General features: G+C 64.9%; 19 protein-coding genes. 16 read left to right on the top strand and 3 right to left on the bottom strand.

Features of this window, described 5'->3' with window-relative positions; all coding sequences use genetic code 11:
- Genes recC through IQ458_RS04220 form a run of 5 tightly spaced genes read left to right on the top strand, consistent with a single transcriptional unit; the run spans position 1 to position 10,470 of the window.
- Complete coding sequence (recC, locus tag IQ458_RS04240) at positions 1-3,336, top strand: exodeoxyribonuclease V subunit gamma (protein ID WP_203322029.1); 3,336 nt, start codon at positions 1-3, stop codon at positions 3,334-3,336.
- Positions 3,333-7,034 (top strand): UvrD-helicase domain-containing protein, encoded by a 3,702-nt coding sequence (locus IQ458_RS04235; protein WP_235996615.1) that lies wholly within the window; start codon positions 3,333-3,335, stop codon positions 7,032-7,034. The genes recC and IQ458_RS04235 overlap by 4 nt, the downstream gene beginning before the upstream one ends.
- Complete coding sequence (recD, locus tag IQ458_RS04230) at positions 7,031-9,031, top strand: exodeoxyribonuclease V subunit alpha (RefSeq protein ID WP_203322028.1); 2,001 nt, start codon at positions 7,031-7,033, stop codon at positions 9,029-9,031. Before IQ458_RS04235 ends, recD begins: the two co-directional genes overlap by 4 nt.
- A 31-nt stretch (positions 9,032-9,062) precedes the next feature.
- Positions 9,063-10,106 (top strand): virulence RhuM family protein, encoded by a 1,044-nt coding sequence (locus IQ458_RS04225; RefSeq protein WP_203322027.1) that lies wholly within the window; start codon positions 9,063-9,065, stop codon positions 10,104-10,106.
- 13 nt (positions 10,107-10,119) lie between these two features.
- On the top strand, positions 10,120-10,470 hold the full coding sequence (locus tag IQ458_RS04220; protein WP_203322026.1) for a DUF2200 domain-containing protein: 351 nt from the start codon (positions 10,120-10,122) through the stop codon (positions 10,468-10,470).
- A 16-nt stretch (positions 10,471-10,486) separates the two neighbouring features.
- On the opposite strand, the gene IQ458_RS04215 is transcribed toward IQ458_RS04220, so the two are convergent.
- Entirely contained in the window at positions 10,487-11,998 is a 1,512-nt protein-coding gene (locus IQ458_RS04215) for a serine hydrolase domain-containing protein (RefSeq protein ID WP_203322025.1), read from the bottom strand.
- Positions 11,999-12,254: 256 nt separating this feature from the next.
- On the opposite strand from IQ458_RS04215, the gene IQ458_RS04210 reads away from it, so the two are divergent.
- The 3 genes from IQ458_RS04210 to IQ458_RS04200 all read left to right on the top strand — a co-directional run bounded on the left by IQ458_RS04210 (position 12,255) and on the right by IQ458_RS04200 (position 13,646).
- On the top strand, positions 12,255-12,467 hold the full coding sequence (locus IQ458_RS04210) for a ParD-like family protein (RefSeq protein WP_141454886.1): 213 nt from the start codon (positions 12,255-12,257) through the stop codon (positions 12,465-12,467).
- Positions 12,464-13,240: a type I methionyl aminopeptidase gene (gene map / locus IQ458_RS04205; protein ID WP_203322024.1), complete on the top strand. Its 777-nt coding sequence runs from the start codon at positions 12,464-12,466 to the stop codon at positions 13,238-13,240. Before IQ458_RS04210 ends, map begins: the two co-directional genes overlap by 4 nt.
- Positions 13,241-13,409: 169 nt before the next feature.
- Positions 13,410-13,646 (top strand): hypothetical protein, encoded by a 237-nt coding sequence (locus IQ458_RS04200; protein WP_203322023.1) that lies wholly within the window; start codon positions 13,410-13,412, stop codon positions 13,644-13,646.
- A gap of 104 nt (positions 13,647-13,750) precedes the next feature.
- On the opposite strand, the gene IQ458_RS04195 is transcribed toward IQ458_RS04200, so the two are convergent.
- Complete coding sequence (locus IQ458_RS04195) at positions 13,751-14,401, bottom strand: glutathione S-transferase family protein (protein WP_203322022.1); 651 nt, start codon at positions 14,399-14,401, stop codon at positions 13,751-13,753.
- A gap of 110 nt (positions 14,402-14,511) precedes the next feature.
- On the bottom strand, positions 14,512-14,991 hold the full coding sequence (locus tag IQ458_RS04190; protein WP_203322021.1) for a PH domain-containing protein: 480 nt from the start codon (positions 14,989-14,991) through the stop codon (positions 14,512-14,514).
- 578 nt (positions 14,992-15,569) lie between these two features.
- Between IQ458_RS04190 and IQ458_RS04185 the strand changes: the two genes are divergently transcribed.
- From IQ458_RS04185 to dsr1, 8 genes are all read left to right on the top strand, one after another.
- On the top strand, positions 15,570-15,962 hold the full coding sequence (locus IQ458_RS04185) for a hypothetical protein (protein ID WP_203322020.1): 393 nt from the start codon (positions 15,570-15,572) through the stop codon (positions 15,960-15,962).
- 225 nt (positions 15,963-16,187) lie between these two features.
- The gene (locus IQ458_RS04180) at positions 16,188-16,955 is read left to right on the top strand and encodes a nuclear transport factor 2 family protein (RefSeq protein ID WP_203322019.1); all 768 of its coding nucleotides are present in this window, start codon (positions 16,188-16,190) and stop codon (positions 16,953-16,955) included.
- A 168-nt stretch (positions 16,956-17,123) separates the two neighbouring features.
- Positions 17,124-17,882 (top strand): DUF2225 domain-containing protein, encoded by a 759-nt coding sequence (locus tag IQ458_RS04175; RefSeq protein WP_203322018.1) that lies wholly within the window; start codon positions 17,124-17,126, stop codon positions 17,880-17,882.
- Between the two features lie 201 nt (positions 17,883-18,083).
- Positions 18,084-18,920 carry a subclass B3 metallo-beta-lactamase gene (gene bla, locus IQ458_RS04170; protein WP_203322017.1) on the top strand — a complete coding sequence of 279 codons (837 nt, stop codon included), beginning with the start codon at positions 18,084-18,086 and terminating at the stop codon, positions 18,918-18,920.
- A gap of 80 nt (positions 18,921-19,000) precedes the next feature.
- Entirely contained in the window at positions 19,001-19,258 is a 258-nt protein-coding gene (locus tag IQ458_RS04165; RefSeq protein ID WP_203322016.1) for a hypothetical protein, read from the top strand.
- Positions 19,259-19,285: 27 nt separating this feature from the next.
- A complete protein-coding gene (locus IQ458_RS04160) occupies positions 19,286-19,555 on the top strand; it encodes a hypothetical protein (RefSeq protein ID WP_203322015.1) in 270 nt (89 codons plus the stop codon).
- A gap of 154 nt (positions 19,556-19,709) precedes the next feature.
- Positions 19,710-20,531, top strand: a complete 822-nt coding sequence (locus tag IQ458_RS04155) for a restriction endonuclease (protein WP_203322014.1) — start codon at positions 19,710-19,712, stop codon at positions 20,529-20,531.
- Between the two features lie 128 nt (positions 20,532-20,659).
- Positions 20,660-24,457: an anti-phage defense-associated sirtuin Dsr1 gene (gene dsr1, locus IQ458_RS04150; RefSeq protein WP_235996614.1), complete on the top strand. Its 3,798-nt coding sequence runs from the start codon at positions 20,660-20,662 to the stop codon at positions 24,455-24,457.
- Positions 24,458-24,529: the final 72 nt, after the last annotated feature.

The following is a 24,529-nucleotide window of genomic DNA, read 5'->3' as shown; positions in this document are numbered from 1 at the left end:
ATGCCCGACGCCGCGATGCCCGACTTCCGCCTCTACCACTCCAATTCCCTGGACGTGCTGGCGGGCCTGTTGGCGGCCGAGCTGCGCCGGCCCGTGCCCGGACAGCCGTTGCTGGCGCCGGAGCTGGTGCTGATTCCGCAGGTGGCGATGCGGCGCTGGCTGCAGGCCACGCTGGCGGCCGAACACGGGGTGGCGGCGAACCTGGAATTCCTGACCCCTGGCGAATTCGTCGCCCGCGCGCTGGCCGCCAACGTGCCCGGCGAAGGCGAGGATCTGGACGCGGCCGGCCTGCGCTGGCGCCTGTACGCGGCGCTGACCGATCCGGCGCTGCTGGCGCGGCCCGCGCTGGCGGCGCTGCGCGCCTATCTGGCCGGTCGCGACCCGGTGAAGCCATGGGCGCTGGCCGGCGAGCTGGCCGGGGTGTTCGAGAAGTACCAGGCCTGGCGTCGCGACTGGCTGCTGCGCTGGGAAGCCGGCGCCGATCCGGAAGATCCGCAGGCGCTGCTGTGGCGGCACATCGCCGCCGGGCGCGAACATCGCGCGCGCCGCATCCAGCAATATCTCGATCGCTTCGCCGGCCCCGACTCGGCGCTGCCGGCCGGCTTGCCGGGGCGCCTGTTCGCCTTCGCCACCCTCAATATTTCGCCCGACGTGCTGCGCGTGGTCGCCACCCAGGCGCGCGCCGGCACCCTGCATTTCTATCTGCCCACGCCCACCCAGGCGTATTGGGGCGATCTGCAGACACTGGGCGAACGCCTGCGCGCGGGCGTGGCCGATCCCTTTGCCGGGCAAGCCGGCGAGAACCCGCTGTTGCAGGCCTGGGGCGCGGCCGGTCGCGATTTCATGGCCGTGCTCGGCAGTTACGAAGTCGTGCATCCGGCCGGCGAAATCGCCGCCTATGCCGATCCCGAACAGGACCCCGCGCCCACCCTGGCCGAGGGCGGTCTGTCCGACAGCCTGCTGCACCGCATGCAGCGGGATCTGTTCCATCGTCGTCCCGCGCCATCCGGTCCGCCGCGCGGGCAGGTGGATCGCCAGGATCCCGGCCTGCAGATCCACGCCTGCCACACCCGCCTGCGGGAAGTGCAGGTACTGCATGACCAACTGCGCGCGCTGCTGGACGACAAACGATTCGATCCGCCGCTGCAGCCGCGCGAGATCGCGGTGCTGGCGCCGGACATCGATCCCTACGTGCCCTACCTTGACGCGGTATTCGGCGGTGAAGGCCACGCCGACGCGCTGCCGTGGGCGCTGGCCGACACCAGTCCGCTGGCCAGCGAACCGCTGGCCGAGGTCTTCCTGCGGCTGCTGGCGCTGCCGATCTCGCGCTTCGGCCTGGACGAGATCCTCGATCTTCTGGCCAGCGCGCCGGTGGCCGAGGCCGCCGAGCTGGACACCGACGCCATCGAGCGCCTGCATGGCTGGCTGCGCGCGGCCGGCGCGCGCTGGGGCCTGGACGCCGCGCACCGCGCCGCGTCCGCTGCGCCCGCCGACGACGCCTACACCTGGCAGTTCGCGCTGGATCGGCTGTTGCTGGGCCACGCCAGCGGCGCCGCGGACGAGATCGCCGGGGTCGCGCCGTGGACGGAGCTGGAAGGCGGCGCGCTCGATGCGCTCGACACCCTGATCCGCCTGCTGCGCGAACTGGCCCGCCAGCGCCGCGACCTGGGCCAGGCGCTGGCGCCCGCGCAGTGGCGCGAACGCCTGTTGCGCCTGCTCGACGCGCTGCTGCCGGAGCGCCCGGCTGCGCCGCGCGCGCAACGCGCGCTGGATCGCCTGCGCACGCTGATTGATCGCTTCGCCCGCGACGCCGAGGCCGCCGGCCACGACGCCGAGGTGCCGGCGGAAGTGGTGCGCGCGCACTTCACCGAACTGCTCTCGGAAGCCGACACCCGCGCGCCGCTGCTCACCGGCGGCATCAGCGTGGGCCGGATGGTGCCGATGCGGCTGTTGCCATTCCGGGTGACCTGCCTGCTCGGCATGAACGACGGCGAGTTCCCGCACCGGGATCCGGCCGCCGGCCTCAACCGCCTCACCGCCGAACTGGGCACCGAGCGCCGCCGGCATGGCGACCGCTCCACCCGCGAGGACGATCGCTACCTGTTCCTGCAACTGTTCGCGGCCGCGCAGGATGTGTTCTACCTCAGCTACCAGGGCGCGGATCCGCGCGACGGCAGCGCCCGCGAGCCTTCGGTGCTGGTCAGCGAACTGCTGGACGCGGCGGCGGCGTACCACGCCGACCCGGCCGCGCGGAAAGCGCTGGTCGTGCAGCATCCCTTGCAGCCGTTCGCGCCGGCGGCCTTCGGTGGCGACGAACCACGCCGCTTCAGTTATCGCGCGCAATGGCGTCCGGCCGCGGATCGTCTGGGTGGCGCGCGCGCCGCGTTGTCGCCGTGGCTGGCCGGCCCGCTGCCGGCACTGGACACGCCCGCCACCGAATTGTCGCTGGACACGCTGCGTCGTTTCTTCGCCGATCCGCACGGCCAGTTCCTCGCCCAGCGGCTGGGTCTGCGGCTGCCGGAGCCGATCGAACAGGCCGAGGATGTCGAACCGCTGGTGCTGCCCGGCCGCGGGCTGGAGCGCGCCGCCCTGCAACAGGCGGTGATCGAGGCGCTCGACGCCGGCGAGGAGCCCGGCCTGCGCGCCCGCCTGCGTGCCCGCGCGCTGCTGCCTTCCGGCGCGCTGGGCGAACGCCAGTTCGAAACCCTGCTCGCGGAAATCCGCCCGTTCGCGCAGGCGCGCCGCGACTGGCTGGCGAACGACGTCGTCACCTCCGCGCGCTATGAGATCCGCATTGACGATGTGCAGCTGCACGGTCGCGTCGCCGACGTGCATCCGCGCGGCCTGGTGCGGATGCGCGCGGACCCGATCAACGGCAACGCCGCGCTGCGCTGGGGCCTGGATTGGCTGCTCGCCAACGCGGCCGGCGCGCGACTGCCGCTGGTGCAGTTCCATGACGGCGGCGATGGTCCGGGCCCGTACGTGATCGACGCGCCGGACGAGGCACAGGCGCGCGATGCGCTGCGGCAACTGCTTTCCCTGCACGCCCGGGGCCTGCGCGAACCGCTGTGGTTCGCGCCCTATACCGGCTGGGACATCTGGAACGCCGATCCGGAGAAGCGTCGCGGCGTTGCCTGGAAGCGCTGGCACGGCGACGGCAACGGCGGCTGGGCCGAAGGGGAGGGCGAGGCGATCCGGCTCGCACTGCGCGGTCGGGACCCGTTCGCCAACGAAGCCGACTATCGCCAGCTGGAAGACACCAGCCTGGTGATCTACGACCTCGTGCGGCGCGGCCATGCGCGCGATCGCGACGTCGGCGAAGGAGACGCCGCATGAGCGCGACCATGCCCGCGGCCGATGCCTACCTGACCCGCGCGCTCGATGGCGTGCAGCTGATCGAAGCCAGCGCCGGCACCGGCAAGACCTACACGCTCGCCACCCTGTTCACCCGCCTGATCGTCGAACAGCGCCTGCGCATGGGCCAGGTGCTGGCGGTGACCTACACCGAGGCCGCCACCCAGGAACTGCGCAAGCGCATCCGCGAACGCCTGTCGCTGGCCGCCGGCCTCGTCGGCACGCTCGCCGGCAACGACGACAGCCACGAGGCCGCGCTGACCCGCGGCATTCTCCAGCGCCAGCTCGAACGCGGCGAGGAAACTCCCGACCAGTTGTCCCGCCGCCTGCGCATCGCGGCGGAGGAAACCGATCTGGCCGCGATCTTCACCATCCACGGTTTCTGCGCGCGCGTGCTGCGCGAACACGCGCTGGAAACCGGGCAGGGCTTCGATGCGTTCGAACTGCTCGGCAACGCACGCGATCTGTACGCCGAGGTCGCCGCCGATCTGTGGCGCGCGCACGCGGCCGATCCGGCCGACGCCGACGCGCTGGTGGGCCTGTGGAACGGACCGGATGCGCTCGCCGGGGATCTGCCGGCGCTGTGCGGACCGTTGCCGCTGTATCCGCAGGTACCGCCCGATGCCGATCCGCGGGCGCAGGCTGAAACACAGGCCGTGCGCGCGGCCCGCGCCGCGAATCTGATCCAGGCCATCACCAACCATCAGGCCGACGCACGCGCGGCGATTGCGGCTGCGTTCGACAACAAGGTGTTCGATGGCCGGCGCGCGAAGCGGCCGAGCTTCGACAAGGCGTTCGAGGAACTCCAGGCGGGCACGCGGCTGGGCGACTGGCCACGCACCGACAAAACCCACGTGCAGAAGCTGTTGCCGGACGCGTTGGCCGGCTTCTGCAAGGAAGGGCAGGGTGCCGGCGCGCCGGCGTCGCCGTTGTTCGACGCCTTGCGCGATTGGTGCGAGGCCGATGCGGCCTGGCAGCGGGTGCAGCTGCTGCAACGCACGGCCCTGCTGCACCGCCTGCGCGCCGAGGCGCGCCAGCGCCTGGACGCGCTCAGGCGGCTGCGTCGCGTGCGAACCTACGATGATCTGATCGAAGGCGTCGCCGAAGCGCTGGAAGGTCCGCACCGGCAAGCGCTGGTGGCGCGGTTGCGCGCGCAGTACCGGGTCGCGCTGGTGGATGAATTCCAGGACACCGACGAGCGCCAATGGCGCATCTTCGCGCGGGTGTTCGGCGACTCGGACGAGGTGCGCGCGATCGGCGACGTGCCGGCGCTATTCCTGATTGGCGATCCCAAGCAGGCCATCTACGGTTTCCGCGGCGGCGACGTGGCCACCTACCTGCTCGCGCGCGGTGAAGCCGACGAGGCGCCGCGGCTGGATCACAACTTCCGCTCGCGCCCCGGCGTGCTGCGCGCCGTCCAGGCGCTGTACGACGGCGCGCGGGAGGCGGGGCAGGACGCCTTTCTCCATCCCGGCATCCAGTTCGAACCCGTGCATGCCGGCGGCAAGCGCGGTGACGCCGACTATCTGCGCGATGGCGAACCGGCGCCCGCGTTGACCCTGCGCCTGCTGCGCCAGGCGGATGGCCAGCCGCTCGGCGCCGACGGCTCGCGCGACGCCGCCACCGCCGCCTGCGTGGCCGAGATCCATCGCGTATTGAACGACGCGCGCGAAGGCCGCGCGCTGCTCGACGGCCGTCCGGTGCGTCCCGGCGACATCGCCGTGCTGGTGCGCAACCACCGCGACGCCACCCGCATGCAGCAGGCGCTCGCCCGCGCCGGCGTGCCCGCCGTCGCCGCCGGCAAGCAGAGCCTGTTCGAGACCACCGAAGCCGATGAACTGCGCACCCTGCTGCTGGCGCTGCTGCAACCGGCCGACAGCGGCCGCCTGCGCACCGCGTTGTCCACCGTGCTGCTGGGCGAGGACGCCCACGCGATTGCCGCGCTGGAAACCGAAGGTGACGCGCAGCGGCACCACCAGGCCCGTCTGCTGCACTGGCGCGAGCGCTGGCAGCGCAGCGGTCCGTTCGCGCTGGTGTCCGACCTGTGCGCCGAACAGGCCGAACGCCTGCTTGGCCTGATCGACGGCGAGCGCCGCATGACCAACTACCTGCAGTTGGGCGAACAGTTGCAGGAAGCCGCCGCGCACACGCTCGGCCTGCACGGCCTGCTCGACTGGTTGCAGGCGCGCATCGCCAACGCCGATCCCGACGACGAGACCCAGCTGCTGCGACTGGAATCGGACGCGCTCCGCGTGCAGATCGTCACCCTGCACAAGAGCAAGGGCCTGGAGTACCCGCTGGTGTACCTGCCCTTCACCGGCATCGGCACGCGCCGTCCGGACAGTGGCCGCTACCGCGTGCTGCACGAAGGCGGCCGCCGCGTGTTGCGCTGGCGCATCGACAAGGAGGATCCGGCGTGGAAGGCCGCCGGCGACGCGGCTTCCGGCGATGGCCAGGCCGAGGACGCACGCCTGCTCTATGTCGGCCTCACCCGCGCCGAGCATGCGCTGTGGATCGCGGCGGGCGACATCACCGACTTCGCCAGGAGTCGCCTCGCGCCGCTGCTGGCCGGCGCCGAATCGCTGCGCGGGCACGCCGATGTCCGCATCGTCGAAGGCCCGGCCGAACCGCCGCCGCCACGCCTGCCTGCCGAACACGACGCCGGCGTGGCGCCCGCGCGCATCGCCCGCCGCCGTATCGCCGCCGACTGGTGGGTCTACAGCTTCACCCAGCTCGCCCACGCCGAATCCGGCGCCGACCCGCTGGCCGCCGCCACCCAGGCCGACCCCGGCGGCGAGGACGAAACCCGCGTGGCCGACGTCGACGAAGCCGGCGCCGAAACCGCCGCTTCCGTCTTCACCGCCGATCCGCGTTTCGCCGGCAGCCACTTCGGCGTGGTCATGCACGCCGCGCTGGAAGACGCCGACTTCGCTGCCTGGCGCGACTGGCGACCCGGCGACGATGCGCCCGCCGGACAGGACCGGATCATCGCCGACGCCCTGCGCGCGGGTGGCTATGCCGAAGCCGATGTCGCCGACGGCCTCGCCGTGCTGGTGCCGCTGATCGGCCATACCCTGGGCACGGTGATGCCCGAAGGCGGTCGCCTCGCCGACCTGCCGCCGAACATGCGCCGCGCGGAAATCGAATTCCATTTCGCCATGACCTCCACGCCGGTCACCGCGCTGCTCGCGTTGCTGCACGAGCATGGCGTGCTGCGCCAGCGGCACGCGTTCGGCCTGCGCCAGCGGCTGGAAGGCCTGATGACCGGCCTGATCGATCTGACCTATTGCCGGGACGGACGCTGGTACGTGCTGGACTACAAGTCCAACCAGTTGCCCGGCTATGACACCGCCTCGATGCAGCAGGCGATGGCGCACAGCGAATACGACCTGCAGGCGCTGATCTACACGCTGGCCCTGCACCGCTGGCTGCGTTTCCGGCTGGGCGAGGCCTATGACTATGTACGCGACTTCGGCGGCGTGCGCTACCTGTTCTGCCGCGGCATGGATCTCACCCGGGATCCCTCGCCTGGCGTCCACGCCCAACGCTTCGCTCCCGAACTCGTCCATGCACTCGATGCCTTGTTCGCCGGCTCCGTTCCATCGTCCCGCGATCTGCCCCCTCCCCCGCAAGCGGGGGAGGGCCGGGGTGGGGGCAACCGCGCAGGTGATCGCGCATGAACACCCACAACCTCCTCGCCAACCTCTGGCAAGCCGGCCACCTGCGCACCCTCGATCACGCGCTCGCCCAGAGCCTGCGCCGTCTCGATCGCGACACTCCCGACGACGTCCTCGCCGCCACCGCGTTCGCCTCGCTCGCCGTGTCCAAGGGCCATGCCGGGCTATTGCTCGCGCAGCCGCAGGCACTGCTGGAGACGGATGCCGATATCGTCTGGCCGGCAGCGGACACGTGGGCTTCGCAACTGGCGGCGTCGCGCTGGGTTGCCACCCCGGATGATCCGGTCGCCGTTTCCGATCCGCATGCACCGCTGGTGCTGGAGCGGGGACTGCTCTACCTGCGTCGTTATCGCGAATACGAACGCCAACTGGCGGAGGGTCTGCGGCGTATCGCGGCGCATCGAGTTGATGCGGGAGAAGTGTCCGCGCTTGATGCGTTGTTTGTTCGGCTGTTTCCGGGTGTCCCCATCCCAACCCTTTCCCCGCACGCGGGGGAAGGGCTCAAGGTAGAGAAGAATCAGACACTTCCTCTATTCGCGGAAGAGCAATTTGGTGCTGAACCCAACAAATCCCTTCCCCCGCCTGCGGGGGAAGGTGCCCGAAGGGCGGATGGGGGCAACACGACCATCGATCACCAGGCACTGGCCGCCACCCTCGCCCTCCATCACAGCCTCCTGCTCGTCACTGGCGGCCCCGGCACCGGCAAGACCACTACCACCGCGCGCCTGCTGGTGCTGCTCGCGGCACAGGCGCGCGATGTCGGCCACCCGCTGCCGCGCATCGCCCTGGCCGCGCCCACCGGACGCGCCGCCGAGCGCATGGCCGAAAGCGTGCGCCATGCCATCCAGGCACTGGCCGCCGCCGGCATCGACGCCGACCTGCTTTCCGCATTGCCCACCACCGGCACCACCCTGCATCGCCTGCTCGGCACGATTCCCGACTCACCGCGCTTCCGCCACGACGCCGATCATCCCTTGCCGTTCGACGTCGTGGTCGTGGACGAAGCCTCCATGGTCGATCTGCCACTGATGGCCAAGCTGGTCGACGCCATCCCCGACGGCTCACGGCTGGTGCTGCTGGGCGATCCGGATCAGCTGCCCTCGGTGGAGGCGGGCGACGTCCTGTCCGCCATCCTCGCCGCCGCCATCGACGGGATCGCCCATCGTCCCGGCGAAGGCAGCGACCCGCACCCGGGCACGCAGGAAACGTTTTCCGGCATCCGCGTCCATCTCCAGCGTGGCTGGCGCCAGAGCGAGTCGCTGCAACTCGCTCCCCTCGCCGACGCCGTGCGCGCAGGCGATGTCGACACCACGCTCGCCCTGCTGCGCGCCGGCGAACTGTCCAACGTCCACTTCCACGAAAACCTCGCCGACCCGCTGCAAACCCAGCAGGACGCCTTGCTCGCCCACTGGCAAGCGTTGGCGACCGCGACCACGCCCGCACAGGCGCTGGCACTCTCCAGCCGCCTGCGCATCCTCACCGCCGTGCGCGAAGGCCCGCAGGGCGCGCGCACGCTCAATGCACGCATCGAACGCCTGCTGCTGGAAAGCCAGGGCGCCGGCCTGCCCCGCGCCGCCGGGCAGGGCCACTTCCACGGCCAACTGCTCATCGTCACCGAGAACAGCTACCGCCACCGCCTGTTCAATGGCGATATCGGCATCTGCCTGAGGGACGAACAGGGCGCGCTCGCCGCCTGGTTCCCCGGCGACGACCCGGCCCAGCCACGCGCCTTCCATCCCGCCGCCCTGCCCGCGCACGAATCCGCTTTCGCCATGACCGTGCACAAGGCCCAGGGCTCGGAGTTCGACACCGTCTGGCTGCTGCTCCCCGCCCGCACCAACCGCGTGCTCTCGCGCGAACTGGTTTACACCGGCCTTACCCGCGCCCGCCGCGAACTGCACGTGGCCGGTGGCGAAGCGGTGATCCGCGAAGCACTGGCGAGGCACGCGAGCCGGTGGTCGGGGTTGGGGTGGCGTCTAGGGGCGGAAGGGCTAACCTGATGGGCGTAGTTGAGAAACACAAGGAGATTGCATGAGTCCGGAAGACACCCAAGAGCCGGTTTCGGATCTGATCCTGTATCGCACGGAGGATGCGAAGACCCGCATCCAGGTGCGGCTGGATGGCGGATCAGTTTGGCTAGCCCAAGTGCAGATCGCTGATCTATACCAAGTAAGCGTCAAGACAATCAGTGAGCACCTGCAAAACGTCTTTTCAGAAGGAGAACTTGAACCTGAACGAACTATCCGGAAATTCCGGATAGTTCAGAACGAAGGACAGCGCCAGGTTCGCCGCCAGGTGGACCATTACCATCTCGAAGCGATCCTCGCCGTTGGATATCGCGTCCGCTCTGCCCGCGGCACCCAGTTTCGCCAGTGGGCCACCACGCAGCTCTCCGAATATCTGGTCAAAGGCTTCGTCATGGACGACGCCCGCCTCAAGGATCCGAGAGGTTGGGACTATTTTGATGAGCTGCTGGCACGCATCCGTGATATCCGTGCGTCGGAGAAGCGCTTCTACCAGAAGGTTCGCGATCTCTTCGCCCTCAGTGTGGATTACCGCGACAGCGAGCAGCAGGCGTCGCTGTTCTTTGCCGAAGTCCAGAACAAACTGCTGTATGCGGTGACCGGCAAGACGGCCGCCGAGCTGGTCATCGCGCGTGCCGACCCCGACCAGCCCAATATGGGGCTCAACGCCTGGGAAGGTAGTCGCGTCCGCAAGGCGGACGTCATCGTCGCCAAGAACTATCTAACCGCCGACGAGATCGATTCGCTCAACCGCCTGGTGGTGATATTCCTTGAACAGGCGGAACTTCGGGTCAAGGATCGCAAATCGCTTACCCTCGACTACTGGCGCGAGAACGTGGACAAGCTGCTGGCCTTCAATGATCGTCCCGTCCTGGAGGGCACTGGCACGGTCAGCCATGCTTCGATGAAAGCCCTGGCCTACGAGCGCTACGAGCAATTTTCCACCCAGCGGCGCAGCGCGGAAGCGATGGCGGCGGATATGGAAGATCTGCGAACGCTGGAAGCGGCGGAGAAGGCGCTCAAGACCCGTGGAAAGGGTAAGCGTCCCTGATGAGGAAATCCCAATGCGCCTAGAAAAGCTCTTCGCGATGAAGTTCTCCAGCGTGTATCCGCTGTACCTCAAGAAAGTGGAATCCAAGGGGCGATCGCAAGAGGAGCTCGACCAGGTCATCCGCTGGCTCACCGGCTACAGCGAGGCCGGCCTGCGCAAGCAGATCGAATCCGACGCCAGCCTCGAATCCTTCTTCGCGCAGGCGCCGCAACTGAATCCCAACGTCTCGCTGATCACCGGCGTGGTGTGTGGCATCCGGGTGGAGGAGGTCGAGGATCCGCTGATGCGGAAAATCCGCTACCTGGACAAGCTGGTCGATGAATTGGCGAAGGGCAAGGCGATGGAGAAGATCCTGCGCAAATAGGGAATGTCCCGCACGATCACTCGTCCGCGACACGCTCCAGATCCGTCCAGAACGGGAACATGTTCATGTTCTCGGAAGTCTTGCGCCAGGCAACGATTTCGCCGTCGATCCGGTTGCCGCGCAGCTTCAATGCCAATGCCAGATCCTTCAGCCTTTCGCGGCGGGTATCCGGGCTGCCGACATCGCCCTTGACCTCGCCCGACACCAGCCCGTCGATCAGGCCGAAATCGGCAATCGGATTGGCCGGGCCGTCGCCGACCGCCAGCGTCGCCTTGCCGGCATCCGCAATGACCATCACGATCGGCACGCGCCGGCCCTGCGCCAGCAGCGTCCCGCGCCAGGTGCCGCGATAGTCCTTCACCGGCTGCAAGGGCAGCAGCGGCGCGTTCGCCGGCCGGGGCAGGCGGGTCCAGCCGGGCACCACCGTTTTCAGCAGGCGGTCGCGCACGTCGTCGATGAAGTTCTTCTCGCCGCGCCGGTTGCTGAGCACGATCACCGCGGCGTTGGCCGACGGCACCAGCACGAACTCCGCCTTGACGCCCGCCTGTCCGCCGCCGTGATGCAGCACGCCGATCCGTCCGGGCTCGTCGTAGATCTCCCAACCCATCCCGTAGTGGAAGTGCGGCGCGACCTGAGTGGCCGGACGATGCAGCTCGTCCAGTTGCGCCTGGCCCAGAATCCTCGCGGAGGCGTCCAGCCCCTCGCCGCCCAGGTGCAGCATCGCGAACCGCGCCAGGTCGTGCGCGCTGGCGTACAGCTCGCCGGAACCCGGCGTGCCGGTCAGGTAGAAAGGCAGCGGCTTGCCGTCGTCGTTGTAGCGCACGGCCATTTCCGCGCGGCGCGACAGATCGGTGTCGAAGAAGCTGTCCTTCATGCCCAGCGGCTGGAGGATGCGATCGCGCAGGAAGGCGCCGAATTCCTGTTCCGATTGGCGCGCGACGATCTCGCCCAGGATGCCCATCGCCACGTTGGAATACTCGTAGCGCTCGCCGACCGGCGCGATCAGGTGGCCATAGTCGCGGATAAGTTCCGGCATGGTCGGTTGCCTGGCGACGCCGCCCTCGGGATACATCGAGAAGAACGTCGGCAAGCCCGACGAATGCGTCGCCAGCCGGCGCACGGTGGCCTCGCGCGAAGGCCCGTTCGCGTCGACGATCTTTTCCACGCCCAGGTAGTCATTGGCCGGGCGATCCAGATCGAGCTTGCCTTCGGTCGCCAGCATCATCACTGCCTGGGTGGTGAACGGCTTGGTGGTCGAGGCCACCGAGAACGCCGTGTGCGCCGTGGCCGGCCGGCGCGCTTCGCGATCGGCCCAGCCGAAGCCCTGCTCCCAGATAATCCGGCCGTCCTTGACCACCGCCATCGAAATACCGGTGAGCCGGCCGGCCGCGACTTCCTTCTCGACGTCCGCCTGGATCGCCGCATACGGTTCTGGCGGCTCCGCGGCGCTAGCCGCGAACAGGGCGGACAGCCACAGGGCGGAACCGAGCAATATGCAAAGCAGGCGGAGCTTGCGCGCTGGACTCATGTGCCTTTTCCTCGCCGGGATTGCCGAATGGGATGCGTGAACCACACGCGCGGTTTAATCCGCCTTGCGCCTTCCCGCACACCGAAGCGGACTCAACCACGCAATCGCGCCCTGTAGGAGCGACGTAAGTCGCGACCGCGTCATCGCCCAAGGCTTCCAATCACACGGATATCCACCAGCGGACCGGCAATGGCAGGTCTTGAGTGCAATATACGAAACATATATGCTTCGTATAGTCCAACCACTGGAAAGACCCATGGGTATAGTCAACATCGACGACGACCTCCACGACCAGATTCGTCGCGCCTGCACCGTGACAAGCCGCTCCATCAACGCGCAGGCCAACTTCTGGATCAAGGTCGGCATGCTCTGCGAAATGAACCCGGAACTGAGCTTCCAGGACATCGTCGCCAACGAATTGCGCGCGGCCGGCGTGCGACCGCAAACCCTGCGCCCGGGCCGCACGTGATCAAGAGCACCGCCGAAATCGCGTTGATGGCGGAAGCCGGATCGCTGCTGGCCAAGGTGTTCGACGCGCTGGGTCGTATGGATCTGGAAGGGCGGAATACGCTGGACATCAATGATTTCGTCGAGCGCATGATCGTCGGCGAACTGAAAGCGCGGCCCGCCAGCAAGGGACAGTACGGATTTCCGTATGTGCTCAACGCCTCCATCGACGACGTCGTCTGCCATGGCATGCCGTCGAAGGACGACGTGCTGCGCGGCGGCCAGATTGTCAACCTGGATATCACCCTGGAAAAGAACGGCTACATCGCCGATTCCAGCACCACCTACCTGGTGGGCGAGGTCGCCTATCCGGCGCGAAGGCTGGTGGCCACCGCCTACCGCGCCATGTGGCAGGGCATCGCGGCGGTGCGTCCGGGCGCGCGCCTGGGCGACGTCGGCCACGCCATCGCCCACTACGCGCGCGCGCATGGCTACAGCGTCGTGAAGGAATATTGCGGCCATGGCATCGGCCGCGAAATGCACGAGGACCCACAGGTGCTCCACTACGGCACGCCGGGCACCGGACTGGAACTGGAAGAGGGCATGGTGTTCACCATCGAGCCCATGCTCAACGCCGGCCGGGCAGCCATTCGCTCCCATCCGGATGAATGGCCGGTCTACACCCGCGACGGCAAGTTGTCAGCGCAGTTCGAGCACACCGTGGCGGTGACCAGGACCGGCGTGCGGGTGCTGACCTTGCGCTCGGGGGAGACTCCGCCGCGTGCAATGAGCTGATTCGGTTCAATGCCGGGAGCGCGAACCGCTTTCCGGCCGTAAGCTCACTTGCGTATTCTGCTTTCCGCCGACGCGTTGTACGATTTTGTCCCCGGATCAGACCCGCAAGGCAAGGCGTCCCATGCCGCTTTATAGATGCTCTATCTGTGGAGAGAACTTTCCAGGCGCCATGCTGGGCGAATCGTCACCAATTGGTTTCTATACGACACGTTTCGTGGAGGCTCCCAATCCGGACGAGGCCGAGATGCTCGCGTTGGGCCTCCTGCGTGACGAAGAGATTTTCAATGTTCCTCCAGAATCAAAGTCAGAGGATGCAAGGGTCTTCTTCGAGGAAATCTTGGAGGTTCCAATGAATGCTGACCGGGTTACCGGCAGTGGCTTTACCTTCTTCGTCATGGGGACCTAGCAGGTCAGAAAAGTGGAACCTGCGCCGTCCATCCGGCATGGGGACCAGGGTCATCTCCAGACGACGATCTCATATCTGAATCATCCATTGGTCAATACCGTTCTTCATCCCGCCTGCGAAGCCTCGAACACCGCCAACTGCGCCGCGAACGCCCGCTGATACGCTGGCCTCGCTTCCCCTCGCGCCACATAGGCGGCGAGGTTCGGATACTCGTCCACCAGGTTCGAACCGCGCAGCCGTTGCAGCACCGAGATCATCAGCAGGTCGCCGGCGCTGAAGGCACCATCCAGCCAGTCGGCGTCGCCCATGCGCGCGGAGAGCTGGGCCAGCCGGGTCCGGACCCGCTGCTCGATCATGGCAATGCGCGGTTCGAACCAGGGCTGGCCGCTCTCGAAGATCCTCATCATGCCGTGCTCGACGATGGGCGGCTCCATCGTGCTGACCGCGGTGAACATCCAGGTGATCGCGCGTGCGCGGCCATTGGGGTCTTCGGGAAACAAGCCGGCGTGGCGCTCCGCGATGTGGAGCACGATGGCGCCCGAGTCGAACAGCGTCAGGTCGCCTTCCTCATAGGTGGGAATCTGGCCGAAGGGCTGCAGCGCCAGGTGCCCGGGTTGCTTGAGCGCGGCGAAGGACAACAGCCGCACATCGTAGGGTTGCCCGGCTTCCTCCAATGCCCAGCGCACCCGCACGTCGCGTGACAGGCCCCCGCCGCGATCCGGCGAGCTTTCGAAGGCGGTGATGGTGGGGCTCATGGCGGGTCTCCTGATGATGGGAATGGCGCTGCCGCGCCGCCTTCTCTGGATAGACGAACGACCTGGCCGGAAATCGACAGGCCGTCAGAACGGTCTTCCCGGCCACATGGCTAGTCGGCTTCCGCCTTCAACGCCCTCAGGAAGCTATGTGGATCATCCGGCGTCAACATCAGGTCGAAACCCGCCGAAGTGGGCACATAAACGCGCTGCCGGCGGCGGGTAACGATGGCGAAGATCTTCTTCTTCCTGGGGCCACTGAACCAGCCCTGGCAGTAACCGGGAATGCCGATGCCGTTGAGCCGCCACCCCAGCCCGGACGGTTCGTCGCCATCCAATAGGGAAGCGCCCGTGACCTCGAGTTGGCACAGGGCGACCCTGGCCTTGTAGAGACCGCCGCCCACGACCAGGACATCCCCCGAGAGCGTGATCCGCGGGAAATGCATCTGGAAGAACAAGGCAAAGAAGATCAATCCGCAGATCGACAAGACATAGAGGATGAAGCCGCGATCATTCTCCCCGGAGAGCAGCAGGGCAACCAGGGAGACAAGAACGATCAGCGTGGTGATGGACTTCCAGTTGAAGGCACCCACGCTGAATATCCTGGGCGAACGTGGGTGGGACGTATTGGAGTGCAAGCAAGATTCCCATTCCGGATGCAGTCGGGAACCGGTCCAGGGAAGCAATAGCAGGCTTGCCGATCGCGACATTAACTTCTATCGCTCGAATTGCTTGCAGGATTTGCCCGATGGCCCCTCACCCCAACGCGTCCCGCCAGTTGAGCCACCACGTCTTGGGCGGACGCGGAACCTGTTCCCACCACAGGTCCATGGCGTGCACGCTGCCGTGCTGCCAGGCTGCGCGGTGATTGGGATCCATAACCGGCCCATCGAGCATCATGGCGAGCCTTGGGTAGATCGGGCCGGACGCGAGTGCCGGATAGCGGGTGACGCCCGGCGCCAAATGGCGCCTCCGCCAGGACTTCGCTATCGTGGTGGCGACCGCCGCGCGACGGGAGGGGCAGGGAACCAGGTACATGCTGGAGTACTACACCGGGACCGGCCGCTTCGCACCCAAGGCGGCGGAGACGGTTGGACGTTCCGAGTGACTCCATTCCCGGCGTTCCGCCGGATCCATTGACCTCGAGGTTCGGATGATCAAGCCCGCATGCATGCTGACCCTGCTCCTGTTCACCGGAATGGCGTACGCCGGTGACGATTTCGACGCGCGTGTTGCCCGCGCCACCAAGGTGGAACGCTCATCGCCGGTTGGTCGCGAGTATCTGATGCAGGAGTTCATGCCGGAAACAGACGAGGCGTTCGAAAAGGCCCATGGCGATTGCTCCAGCCAGGGACAGAAAGGAACAACGGAGAAGTTCACCACGGTGTTCGACATCGATGCCACGGGCAACATCATCAATGTCGCCGTCGCGGAAAAGGAACAGAGCAACTACACCCGGTGCTACGCGGAGCGCATCACGAAGATAAAAGCCCCGCCGCCGCCGGAGTCATTCGCCAAGAAGGGTTTCCCCGTCGTGATTCAGGGGACTTACCAGATTCGTTGAATCCCTCCATCGGCAGGACGTCTATTGCCACTGGCAGGAAGCAGCACCGGCAGCGTCACCACAAGCCCCAAGCCGAGCCCGCTATCCCCACCGGCAGTGCCGTTCCACCCGCATGCCTGGCTTCGCCGCCTTCGCCAGGCATTTGTCGGGAGCCGTGACTTACGGCGCTTGAGCCGGGAGCGGTAATCCTTCCCAATCGTGCCTGCTGAAGCGGAGGCATGGGACATGAAGCAGACCAGGTTTCTGATGGCCGCGTCACTCCTCGTGGCCATCGCGGCATCGCCCGCGGCGGAGAACGAAGACGCACAGGTCCGCGCCGCCGACACGCAATTCTGGAAGGCCTACAACGCCTGCGACATGAAGGAGATGGGCCGCCTGCTCACGGCCGATGTCGAGTTCTACCACGACAAGACCGGCCTGACGGTTTCACGCGAGGCCTTGATTGAGTCGCTGCGAAAGGGTGTGTGTGGCAATCCACAGATGCGGGTGCGGCGCGAAGTCGTGGATGAAAGCCTGGTGTTCCATCCCCTCAAGGACGGCTATGCCATCCTCTCCGGCAAGCACCGGTTTTACGCGCAGGAAGCGGGAAAGCCCGAGTACCTGGACGGGCAGGCCGAATTCACCACCGTCTGGAAGTTCGCCGACGGCCAATGGCGCATGCATCGTGTACTGAGCTACGGCCACGGGCCGGTCCCCTACACGCCGCCATCCGTCACCTTCGCACTCGACCCCTCGACGCTCGCCACGTACGCGGGCCGCTACCGCTCGGCACGGATTGGCGACATCCTCGTTTCCGTCGATGGCGATCACCTCAAGCTCACCGCCGGCGACTTCGTGGCCACGCTTTACCCGGAGACGAAAAACCGCTTCTTCGCCCGAGAGCGCGATCTGCACTTTGAATTTGAAAGCGACGCGGCGGGCAGGGTGCGCACGCTGGCGGTGTTCGAGAACGGGGCGGTCAGTGAACGGGCCGAACGCGTCGAATCTGATTAGAGACGGTCATACCGGCTTGGCGGGAGCAGTTGCCCGAGCGATTCAGCCCGCCGCCGGATACCCGGCGCCAGGTACCCGGCCGCCCCATGCTAAGGTCTGCCCACGACGCGCGGAGCATTGGGGACGTTGCTCTGCGTGGCCCTAGGGAACAGGCCAAAAGGGGACGCCATGCACCACTGGATTCGCACCAAAGCGCTGCTGATCGCAGCCCTGCTCTGTATCGTGCCCATGTCCGCCCGGGCGATCACCTGGGCCAAGAGCGAGGTGCGCGATCCGGTCACGAACGAGCGCGTAAAGGTTCACCAACCCATGTCATCCGGCAGCTACGTCTACAGCTGGCCGGAAAAGTCCGATCAGGTCTTCTGGCCATTCACCGACAGCAACTGGCTCTGGTTCAACCCGGCGTCCGGCTACATCGCATTCGGAAACGACTTCGCGGAGCTGGATACGGCCAAGCGAGCAGTCCTGAAGGACTGGCTCAAGACCAACTTCGATCGAAATGCGCCGCCACAGTCCCGGCAGGATCACCTGAAGTGGGCGGAGAAGGTTTATGCCGCCCGTGGAATGGACGATGACTTCTGGTGCCATTTCTTCCGTTTGATGGCGTTTGAAACCCGGGAAGATAGCGAGACTAGCCTTGCGTATGTGAGGAAGGCGCTCCCCCTGCTCGAGAAGAGCCTGGCGGCGTCAGCTGACCCCGGTGAGACCCTTAAAAACCTGTACCTGCTCGGCGAGTACAACCGAAGGATCGGCCGGAACGACGACGCAAAGCGCTACCTGGAGCGGCTCGATGCGCTCGAAGTTGACGGCGAGCTTTCCGGGTTCAAGCAATACCTGCAAGAAATCGCCAAGGAACAACAGGCGCTCCCGCCCGGAAAGTCGGCCGGGAGCAACGCCTCCGGCGACGCGGCAGAGGGACGTGACTGAAATCCGAAGTGCAGGAAAATCGCTCACGGGTGATATCAGCCTGTACCGACACTTCCATTAGAACAACTCATGCGTCGCACAAGTTTTGGTTATTTGTGCGCCGAAGCCCGCCGGGGCAATGTCCCAGTCCTTCCCGACAGAGGACTGGCAGTGAGCATGAACGCAGGTCATGGGTTTCGTTCGGTGGTTCGGATTTTCGCGATGGTCATGGCCGGCGCCATGACGCTGCCGGTCCTGGCGCACGATCCGCCGGAATGGTCGGAACCCGTCAAACCTTTCCGCATCGTCGGGAACGTCTACTACGTCGGCACCCAGGGCCTGGCCGCCTACCTCATCAAGTCCGATGAAGGCGCCATCCTGCTCGACGCCACCCTGGCCGAGAACGCCAGCCAGATCGAGCGCAACATCGAAAGCCTGGGTGTGCCCCTGCGCGAGGTCAAACTGCTGCTCAGCGACCACGCCCATGCCGACCACGTCGGCGCCATGGCGCAGCTCAAGCGCGACACCGGCGCGCGCTTTCTCGCCAGCGAAGGCGACCGCTGGGCGCTGGAGAACGGCCGGAACGAAGGCGACAACAACTACGGCATCATGCCCTTCGACCCCATCCCGGTGGACGAGGTCATCAGCGACGGCCAGCAGGCCCGCCTGGGCGACGTCGTCCTGACCGCCCACCTCACCCCCGGCCACACCCGCGGCTGCACCAGCTGGAGCATGACCGTGGACGACCGCGGCACCCCGCGCCAGGTGCTGTTCCTGTGCAGCATCACCGTGGCCGGCAACACCCTGGTCGGCAACCAGGCGTATCCCGGCATCGCCGACGACTACCGCGCCACCTTCGCCAAGCTCGCCGCCATGCGCGCGGACATCGTGCTGACCAGCCATCCCGAGATGGCGGATGTGCTGGAGCGGGCGGCCAGGCGTGATGCGGGGGAGCCGGATGCGTTTGTTGACCCTGCCGTACTTCCTGCGATGGTGAAGGACTTCAGGGCGGCGTTCGAGGAAGCGCTGAAGGAAAAGGAAGCCGCAAAACGGCACTAAGGAGGGATGCCGCCGTGGAGCCGGATTCAAGCTGACCCATGAGATAGTGGGCGTCCGCCAGACAGGGAACGCTTCGGCTCATGCAGTACCGCATCGATTGGGTTGACCGGGAGACGCTTGCATATCGCATGGAGGGGCTCTCGGTGCTGGTGTGGGTCGACTATGAAGAGGGTCTATTCTCTCGTGGCCGGGTAATCCATGCGGACTCAATTCAGCATTGGCTGGATGCTGATGAGACATCGGTGCGTGCCGTATCAGACGATGAGCGGGAATCCATCATCAAGGCCATCCAGAAGCACTACGCGGAAGAACGCAGACCATGCAGGTTAGTTCGATAAGCTGCGGCTGTAAGCCAAAGGAAAGTCATGGAATTTGACGACAAAATCCGCGCAAGCATGGGCGTTGTAGTCTGTCTTCGCGATATGGGGGATGGCACAAGTCGCCTCTTTTTTGATGATGTGCGAGCCGATGGAGAGACCAATCCCATCAACTGGTCGCACGACTATTTCTTTACCTTTACTCCTGAACTTTCGAATGCAGAAATGGAGGCAATGAGCCTCAGCTCGGAAATGTACGAAAGGATTGGGGTCATGGTCATCGCCAGACTTCTTGCGCTCAACGGTCGGGTCATATGACCTGGGCTGCGACACTGGCGGAGTAAAGTCCAAGTCGGCAGGAAGATAGATTCCGAGGCTCCACCATTCCCCAAGCCGACAAACGGCGGGCCGCACCCTTCAATAGCGCCCAGATTCGCGCTATGGTCCGCCCCGGGGTAATGGGGAAGGCCACATGGGACGTGGTAAACGCAATCTCATCGACGTGCTGGCGGGCCTGCCTTGGCCGGTCGGTCTGATGGTTGGTGCGCTGGGCTATCTCACGCTCGCTCACGGCGTACCGCTGTGGTTCGCCCGTCAGGGTGGGCCGTTGGCGCAGGCGTTCACCGGCGCGTCCCATCCGTTCTCGCTGCTCGGCTGGCTGTTCTTCGGCGTGTGCGCCATCGGCGCGCTGGCTTCGTTCTTCAATGCCCGGCGCACCCGCCGGTTGCTGGATACACGCACCGATCTGGAAAGCCTCGCTGCGCTGGGTTGGCGCGACTTCGAGCGGCTGGTCGGCGAAGCCTTTCGCCGTCGCGGCTACAGCGTCGAGGAAACCGGCTTGGGTGGCGCCGACGGCGGAATCGATCTGATTCTGCGTCGCGATGGTCGACGCATCCTGGTGCAGTGCAAGCAATGGCGACGCGAACGCGTGCCGGTCAATGTGGTGCGGGAGATGTATGGGCTGATGGCTCATCATCGGGCGGATGAGGTGCGGATTGCTGCGCTGGGCGGCTTCACGCCGGATGCGGAGCGGTTTGCCGAGGGGAAGCGGATAGGGCTGATCGACGGTTCAACTTTGTTGGCGATGATCGAGCTAGGACGAGTTGTGAGCTCGGGAGCGATTGACGCAAGGAATCGCGTAGAACCAAAGCTGGCTGCAACGACAGAGAAGCTGATAGACATACCGTCCTGCCCGCGATGTGGCGAAACGATGGTTCACAGAGTTAATCGGCGGAATGGAAATGGATTCTGGGGATGCTCCACGTTCCCTACGTGCAAAGGAATACGCAACTGAATTTATTTGAGAAAAGACTGGAGAGTGGAATGACCGCTTTCGACCCGAAGCGGACGGTGCGCCTGCCAGGGAACTTTCGGGTGATGGCATGATCCTCCCTCAACCCCTGTACTAACGGTCCGCCTGATATGCAATTCGTGCGTAACGGCCCAGATGTCCCGGAACGACTGCTGCAATTACACGAAGACGGGCAGGTAGTGTTCTTCTGTGGCGCGGGAATTTCGTATCCTGCACAGCTGCCTGGGTTTTCCGGTCTGGTAGACAAGCTCTATCAAGCCCTTTCGGTCACGCCAAATCTGGTACAGCAGTCCGCGATCAAGGCCGGGCAGTTCGACACCGCCATTGGACTCCTGGAAGCGGATGTCGTCGGTGGTCGAGGGAAAGTGCGCAGTGAACTTGCGACGATCCTGACGCCAAACCTCACGGCCCCGAACGCGACGGCCACACACGAAGCCCTACTAACGCTTGGGCAGAATCGCGATGGCCGCACACGACTCATCACAACCAACTTCGACCGTCTGTTCGAGGAGGTCAGGGCAGCGAAATCGCTGTCGTTTCCAGACTACAAGGCTCCTCTGCTCCCCGTGCCGAAGACCCGGTGGGATGGGCTAGTGTATCTGCACGGCCTGTTGCCCATCACGGCAACGGCAGGCGATCTGGATCGGCTCGTGGTCTCCAGCGGGGACTTTGGGCTGGCCTACCTGACGGAACGCTGGGCCGCTCGTTTTGTGAGCGAGTTGTTCCGAAACTTCACCGTCTGCTTCATTGGGTATAGCATCAACGATCCGGTGTTGCGCTACATGATGGATGCGTTGGCCGCGGACCGCTTGCTGGGGGAATCCCCACCGGAGATGTTCGCCTTCGGCAGCTATTCCAAGGGCAAGGAGGTCGATCGCGCCAGCGAATGGAAGGCAAAAAACGTCACCCCCATCCTCTACCGTGAGCATCAGCATCACGCCTATTTGCACAAAACCTTACGGGCTTGGGCAAACACCTACCGCGACGGTGTACGCGGAAAGGAACGTATCGTTGTCGAATGCGCCATCGCCCGCCCTCTAGCGAGCACGAAGCAGGACGATTTCGTCGGGCGGATGCTGTGGGCGTTGAGCGATCCAGGCGGCTTGCCCGCAAAGCGGTTCGCGGAACTTGACCCGGTGCCGTCGCTGGACTGGCTGGAGCCGTTGAGTGAGGAGCTCTATCGTCATGCCGACTTGGGACGATTCAGTGTGCCGGCTCAAACTACCGTGGACAACAAGCTCGCCTACAGCTTGATCAATAGGCCCACTCCATACCCGCTCGCCCCCTGGATGAGGATCGTTGACGCCGGACATCGCAGCAGCGGCTGGGATTCGGTGATGTTCCAACTGGCTCATTGGCTACTTCGTCACCTCGACGACCCAAAACTATTGATCTGGCTAATCAAGCGCGGTGGCCAGCTGCACAATCAACTGATCTGGTTGATCGAACGTCGTCTCGACGAACTAGACAAACTCAAAAATGGTGGCAGCAACACCGAATTGAATCGTATTCGAGCGAATGCCCCTAACGCCATTCCTCGTCCCGCAATGCGAACCCTTTGGCGCTTGCTGCTCAACGGGCATGTGAAGTCGGGCTTTCGTGACTTAAGCCTCTACCGTTGGCGTGACCAATTCAAGCACGAAGGGTTGACCGCAAGCGTGCGCTTGGCTCTTCGGGAGACACTCACACCACGCCTGTCTTTGCGCGAGCCTTTCCGCTGGTCCGGCGCGGACAGTGACAACGAAGTGCAGGATCGAATCAAAGACATTGTGGAATGGGAAGTCGTGCTGGCATCAGATCACGTCCATTCTGGACTGCGTGACATGCCCGACGATGAACGATGGGCAGCGGCACTGCCGGAACTGATGGACGATTTCAGCGCCTTACTGCGCGACGCGCTCGACTTGATGCGTGAACTTGGCGGCGTGGACAGCAATAGCGATCATTCGTACATCCATCAACCTTCGATTTCAGATCACTCTCAGAACAGGAACTTTCACGACTGGACGGCGCTAATCGAATTGACCCGCGATGCGTGGTTGTCCGTCGCCAAGAAGTCCCCGGAACGAGCGCGGATCGTCGCCGAGTCCTGGGCGCACGGTTCATATCCGGTATTCCGGCGACTTGCGCTGTTCGCGGCCGCGCAGGAGCGTGTCATCCCACTTCGGCAGGCATTCGACTGGCTGTTGACAGATGGGCGACGGTGGCTCTGGTCTGAAGAAACCAGGCGTGAAACCATGCGTCTGCTGGTTTCTCTGGCTCCGCAACTGGATGCAGATATGCTGGCCGAGCTGGAGCAGGCCATTCTTTCCGGGCCACCTCGCGATCTTTATCGCGCAGAAATCGAGCAAGATGCTTGGAACGACATCGTTGATCACGGCATTTGGCTGCGACTTGCGAAAATAGCCCAAACAGGCGCGATGCTCAGCCAATCGGGACTGTCCCGGTTCGACACTCTGTCAGCAGAGCACCCTTGGCAACTCGCAGCGGATGAGAGCGACGAATTTCCCATCTGGATGGGAGGCGGTTGGGTCGGTGATCGCGATCCGTGGAAGGTTTTCACTCCAATTCCGCACACGAGGCGGGGTCTCCTCAACTATCTGTCGGCACATCCGGTTCTGGGAGACTCGGAGCAAGACGACTGGCGCAAGTTGTGCTCAGACATGTTTCAGGCAACGGCCTACGCGTTGTGGACACTCGCGCAGCAGAACAATTGGCCCGTCGAGCGGTGGCGCGATGCGCTGCAAGCCTGGGCGGAAGAAAATCTGCGCGATCGTTCGTGGCATTTCATGGCTCCAGTGGTCGTCGGTTCCCCGGATAACTTGGTACAAGCCTTGTCTCACGGCATCGGTTGGTGGCTGCAAGCCGTGGCGAAGACCTTCGAGGGGCACGAGGATCACTTCCTGACGTTGGCCAAACGGATCTTGCATTTGGATTTCGATGTCGATAGCGACGGCGACACTGATGATCCAGTCTTTCGGGCCATTAATCACCCTGTCGGCCATGTGACGCAGGCATTGCTGGATTGGTTGTACCGCCGAGAACCAGACGATGGACAAGGATTGCCGGATTCCATCAAGCCAATTTTCACGGCACTTTGCGACACGCAGGTCGCCAAGTTCAGGCACGGTCGGGTCTTGCTGGCAGCCCATGCCCTCTCGCTGTTCCGGGTGGATAAGGCTTGGTCGGAGCAACATCTGCTGCCACTGCTCGACTGGAATCGTTCCGAAGCCGAAGCGCAGGCTGCATGGGAAGGGTTCCTTTGGTCGCCACGCCTTTATCGCCCGTTGATGGAAGCGATCAGGCCCGCCTTTCTCGACACGGCGAATCACTATTCACAGTTGGGCAAGCACAGCGAGCAGTTCGCGGCGTTCCTGACATTCGCGGCGCTCGATCCCGGCGACACTTTCACCATAGCGCAACTGGCCACAGCCATCCGCGGGCTCCCTGCCGAAGGCCTGCGCGAATCGGCTCGAGCCCTAGTGCGGGCGCTGGAAGGCGCAGGAGAACAGCGCGAAGACTACTGGAAGAACCGGGTCTTGCCCTTCTGGGAAAGGATTTGGCCGAAATCGAATGACCAAGCATTGAATGCCAATGCTGAGTCTTTGGCCCGCTTGTGTGTCGCCGCTGGAGACGAATTCCCATCAGCCATCACTGTGGTCGGCAACTGGCTAGGTGTGGTCGATGAGCCTGGCTATCTGATTCACCAGCTACGGCAATCTGGGCTCTCTGAGCGCTTCCCGGAGCATGCAGTGCGTCTGTTATCCACTGTTTTTAGCGACCAGCCGAGATGGCTTACGCAGGAACTTCGTCAATGCCTTGATGCAATTGGCCTCGCTGCACCTAATTTGATTCGGGATCCTAGATACATGAGGCTGGATGAACTAGCGAGAAGATCTGGGGTTTAGGACTTAGGAGAGGCACGTGCCAACGTCCGCTTCTGGCCGATAGCCGCCATACGGCGCAGTGTTCCAAAGTCA

The sequence above is a fragment of the Pseudoxanthomonas beigongshangi genome (genome assembly GCF_016820515.1).
GTDB lineage: Bacteria > Pseudomonadota > Gammaproteobacteria > Xanthomonadales > Xanthomonadaceae > Pseudoxanthomonas_A > Pseudoxanthomonas_A beigongshangi.
The sequence above is the reverse complement of the archived record's forward strand: the minus strand, read 5'-3'. Positions and strand labels throughout refer to the sequence as shown.

Bases quoted from the DNA above. Each gene is read 5' to 3' on its own strand.
- recC (WP_203322029.1), top strand. From the start codon at position 1: ATGCCCGACGCCGCGATGCCCGACTTCCGCCTCTACCACTCCAATTCC.
- IQ458_RS04235 (WP_235996615.1), top strand. From the start codon at position 3,333: ATGAGCGCGACCATGCCCGCGGCCGATGCCTACCTGACCCGCGCGCTC.
- recD (WP_203322028.1), top strand. From the start codon at position 7,031: ATGAACACCCACAACCTCCTCGCCAACCTCTGGCAAGCCGGCCACCTG.
- IQ458_RS04225 (WP_203322027.1), top strand. From the start codon at position 9,063: ATGAGTCCGGAAGACACCCAAGAGCCGGTTTCGGATCTGATCCTGTAT.
- IQ458_RS04220 (WP_203322026.1), top strand. From the start codon at position 10,120: ATGCGCCTAGAAAAGCTCTTCGCGATGAAGTTCTCCAGCGTGTATCCG.
- IQ458_RS04215 (WP_203322025.1), bottom strand. From the start codon at position 11,998: ATGAGTCCAGCGCGCAAGCTCCGCCTGCTTTGCATATTGCTCGGTTCC.
- IQ458_RS04210 (WP_141454886.1), top strand. From the start codon at position 12,255: ATGGGTATAGTCAACATCGACGACGACCTCCACGACCAGATTCGTCGC.
- IQ458_RS04200 (WP_203322023.1), top strand. From the start codon at position 13,410: ATGCTGGGCGAATCGTCACCAATTGGTTTCTATACGACACGTTTCGTG.
- IQ458_RS04195 (WP_203322022.1), bottom strand. From the start codon at position 14,401: ATGAGCCCCACCATCACCGCCTTCGAAAGCTCGCCGGATCGCGGCGGG.
- IQ458_RS04185 (WP_203322020.1), top strand. From the start codon at position 15,570: ATGCTGACCCTGCTCCTGTTCACCGGAATGGCGTACGCCGGTGACGAT.
- IQ458_RS04180 (WP_203322019.1), top strand. From the start codon at position 16,188: ATGAAGCAGACCAGGTTTCTGATGGCCGCGTCACTCCTCGTGGCCATC.
- IQ458_RS04175 (WP_203322018.1), top strand. From the start codon at position 17,124: ATGCACCACTGGATTCGCACCAAAGCGCTGCTGATCGCAGCCCTGCTC.
- bla (WP_203322017.1), top strand. From the start codon at position 18,084: ATGGTCATGGCCGGCGCCATGACGCTGCCGGTCCTGGCGCACGATCCG.
- IQ458_RS04165 (WP_203322016.1), top strand. From the start codon at position 19,001: ATGCAGTACCGCATCGATTGGGTTGACCGGGAGACGCTTGCATATCGC.
- IQ458_RS04160 (WP_203322015.1), top strand. From the start codon at position 19,286: ATGGAATTTGACGACAAAATCCGCGCAAGCATGGGCGTTGTAGTCTGT.
- IQ458_RS04155 (WP_203322014.1), top strand. From the start codon at position 19,710: ATGGGACGTGGTAAACGCAATCTCATCGACGTGCTGGCGGGCCTGCCT.
- dsr1 (WP_235996614.1), top strand. From the start codon at position 20,660: ATGCAATTCGTGCGTAACGGCCCAGATGTCCCGGAACGACTGCTGCAA.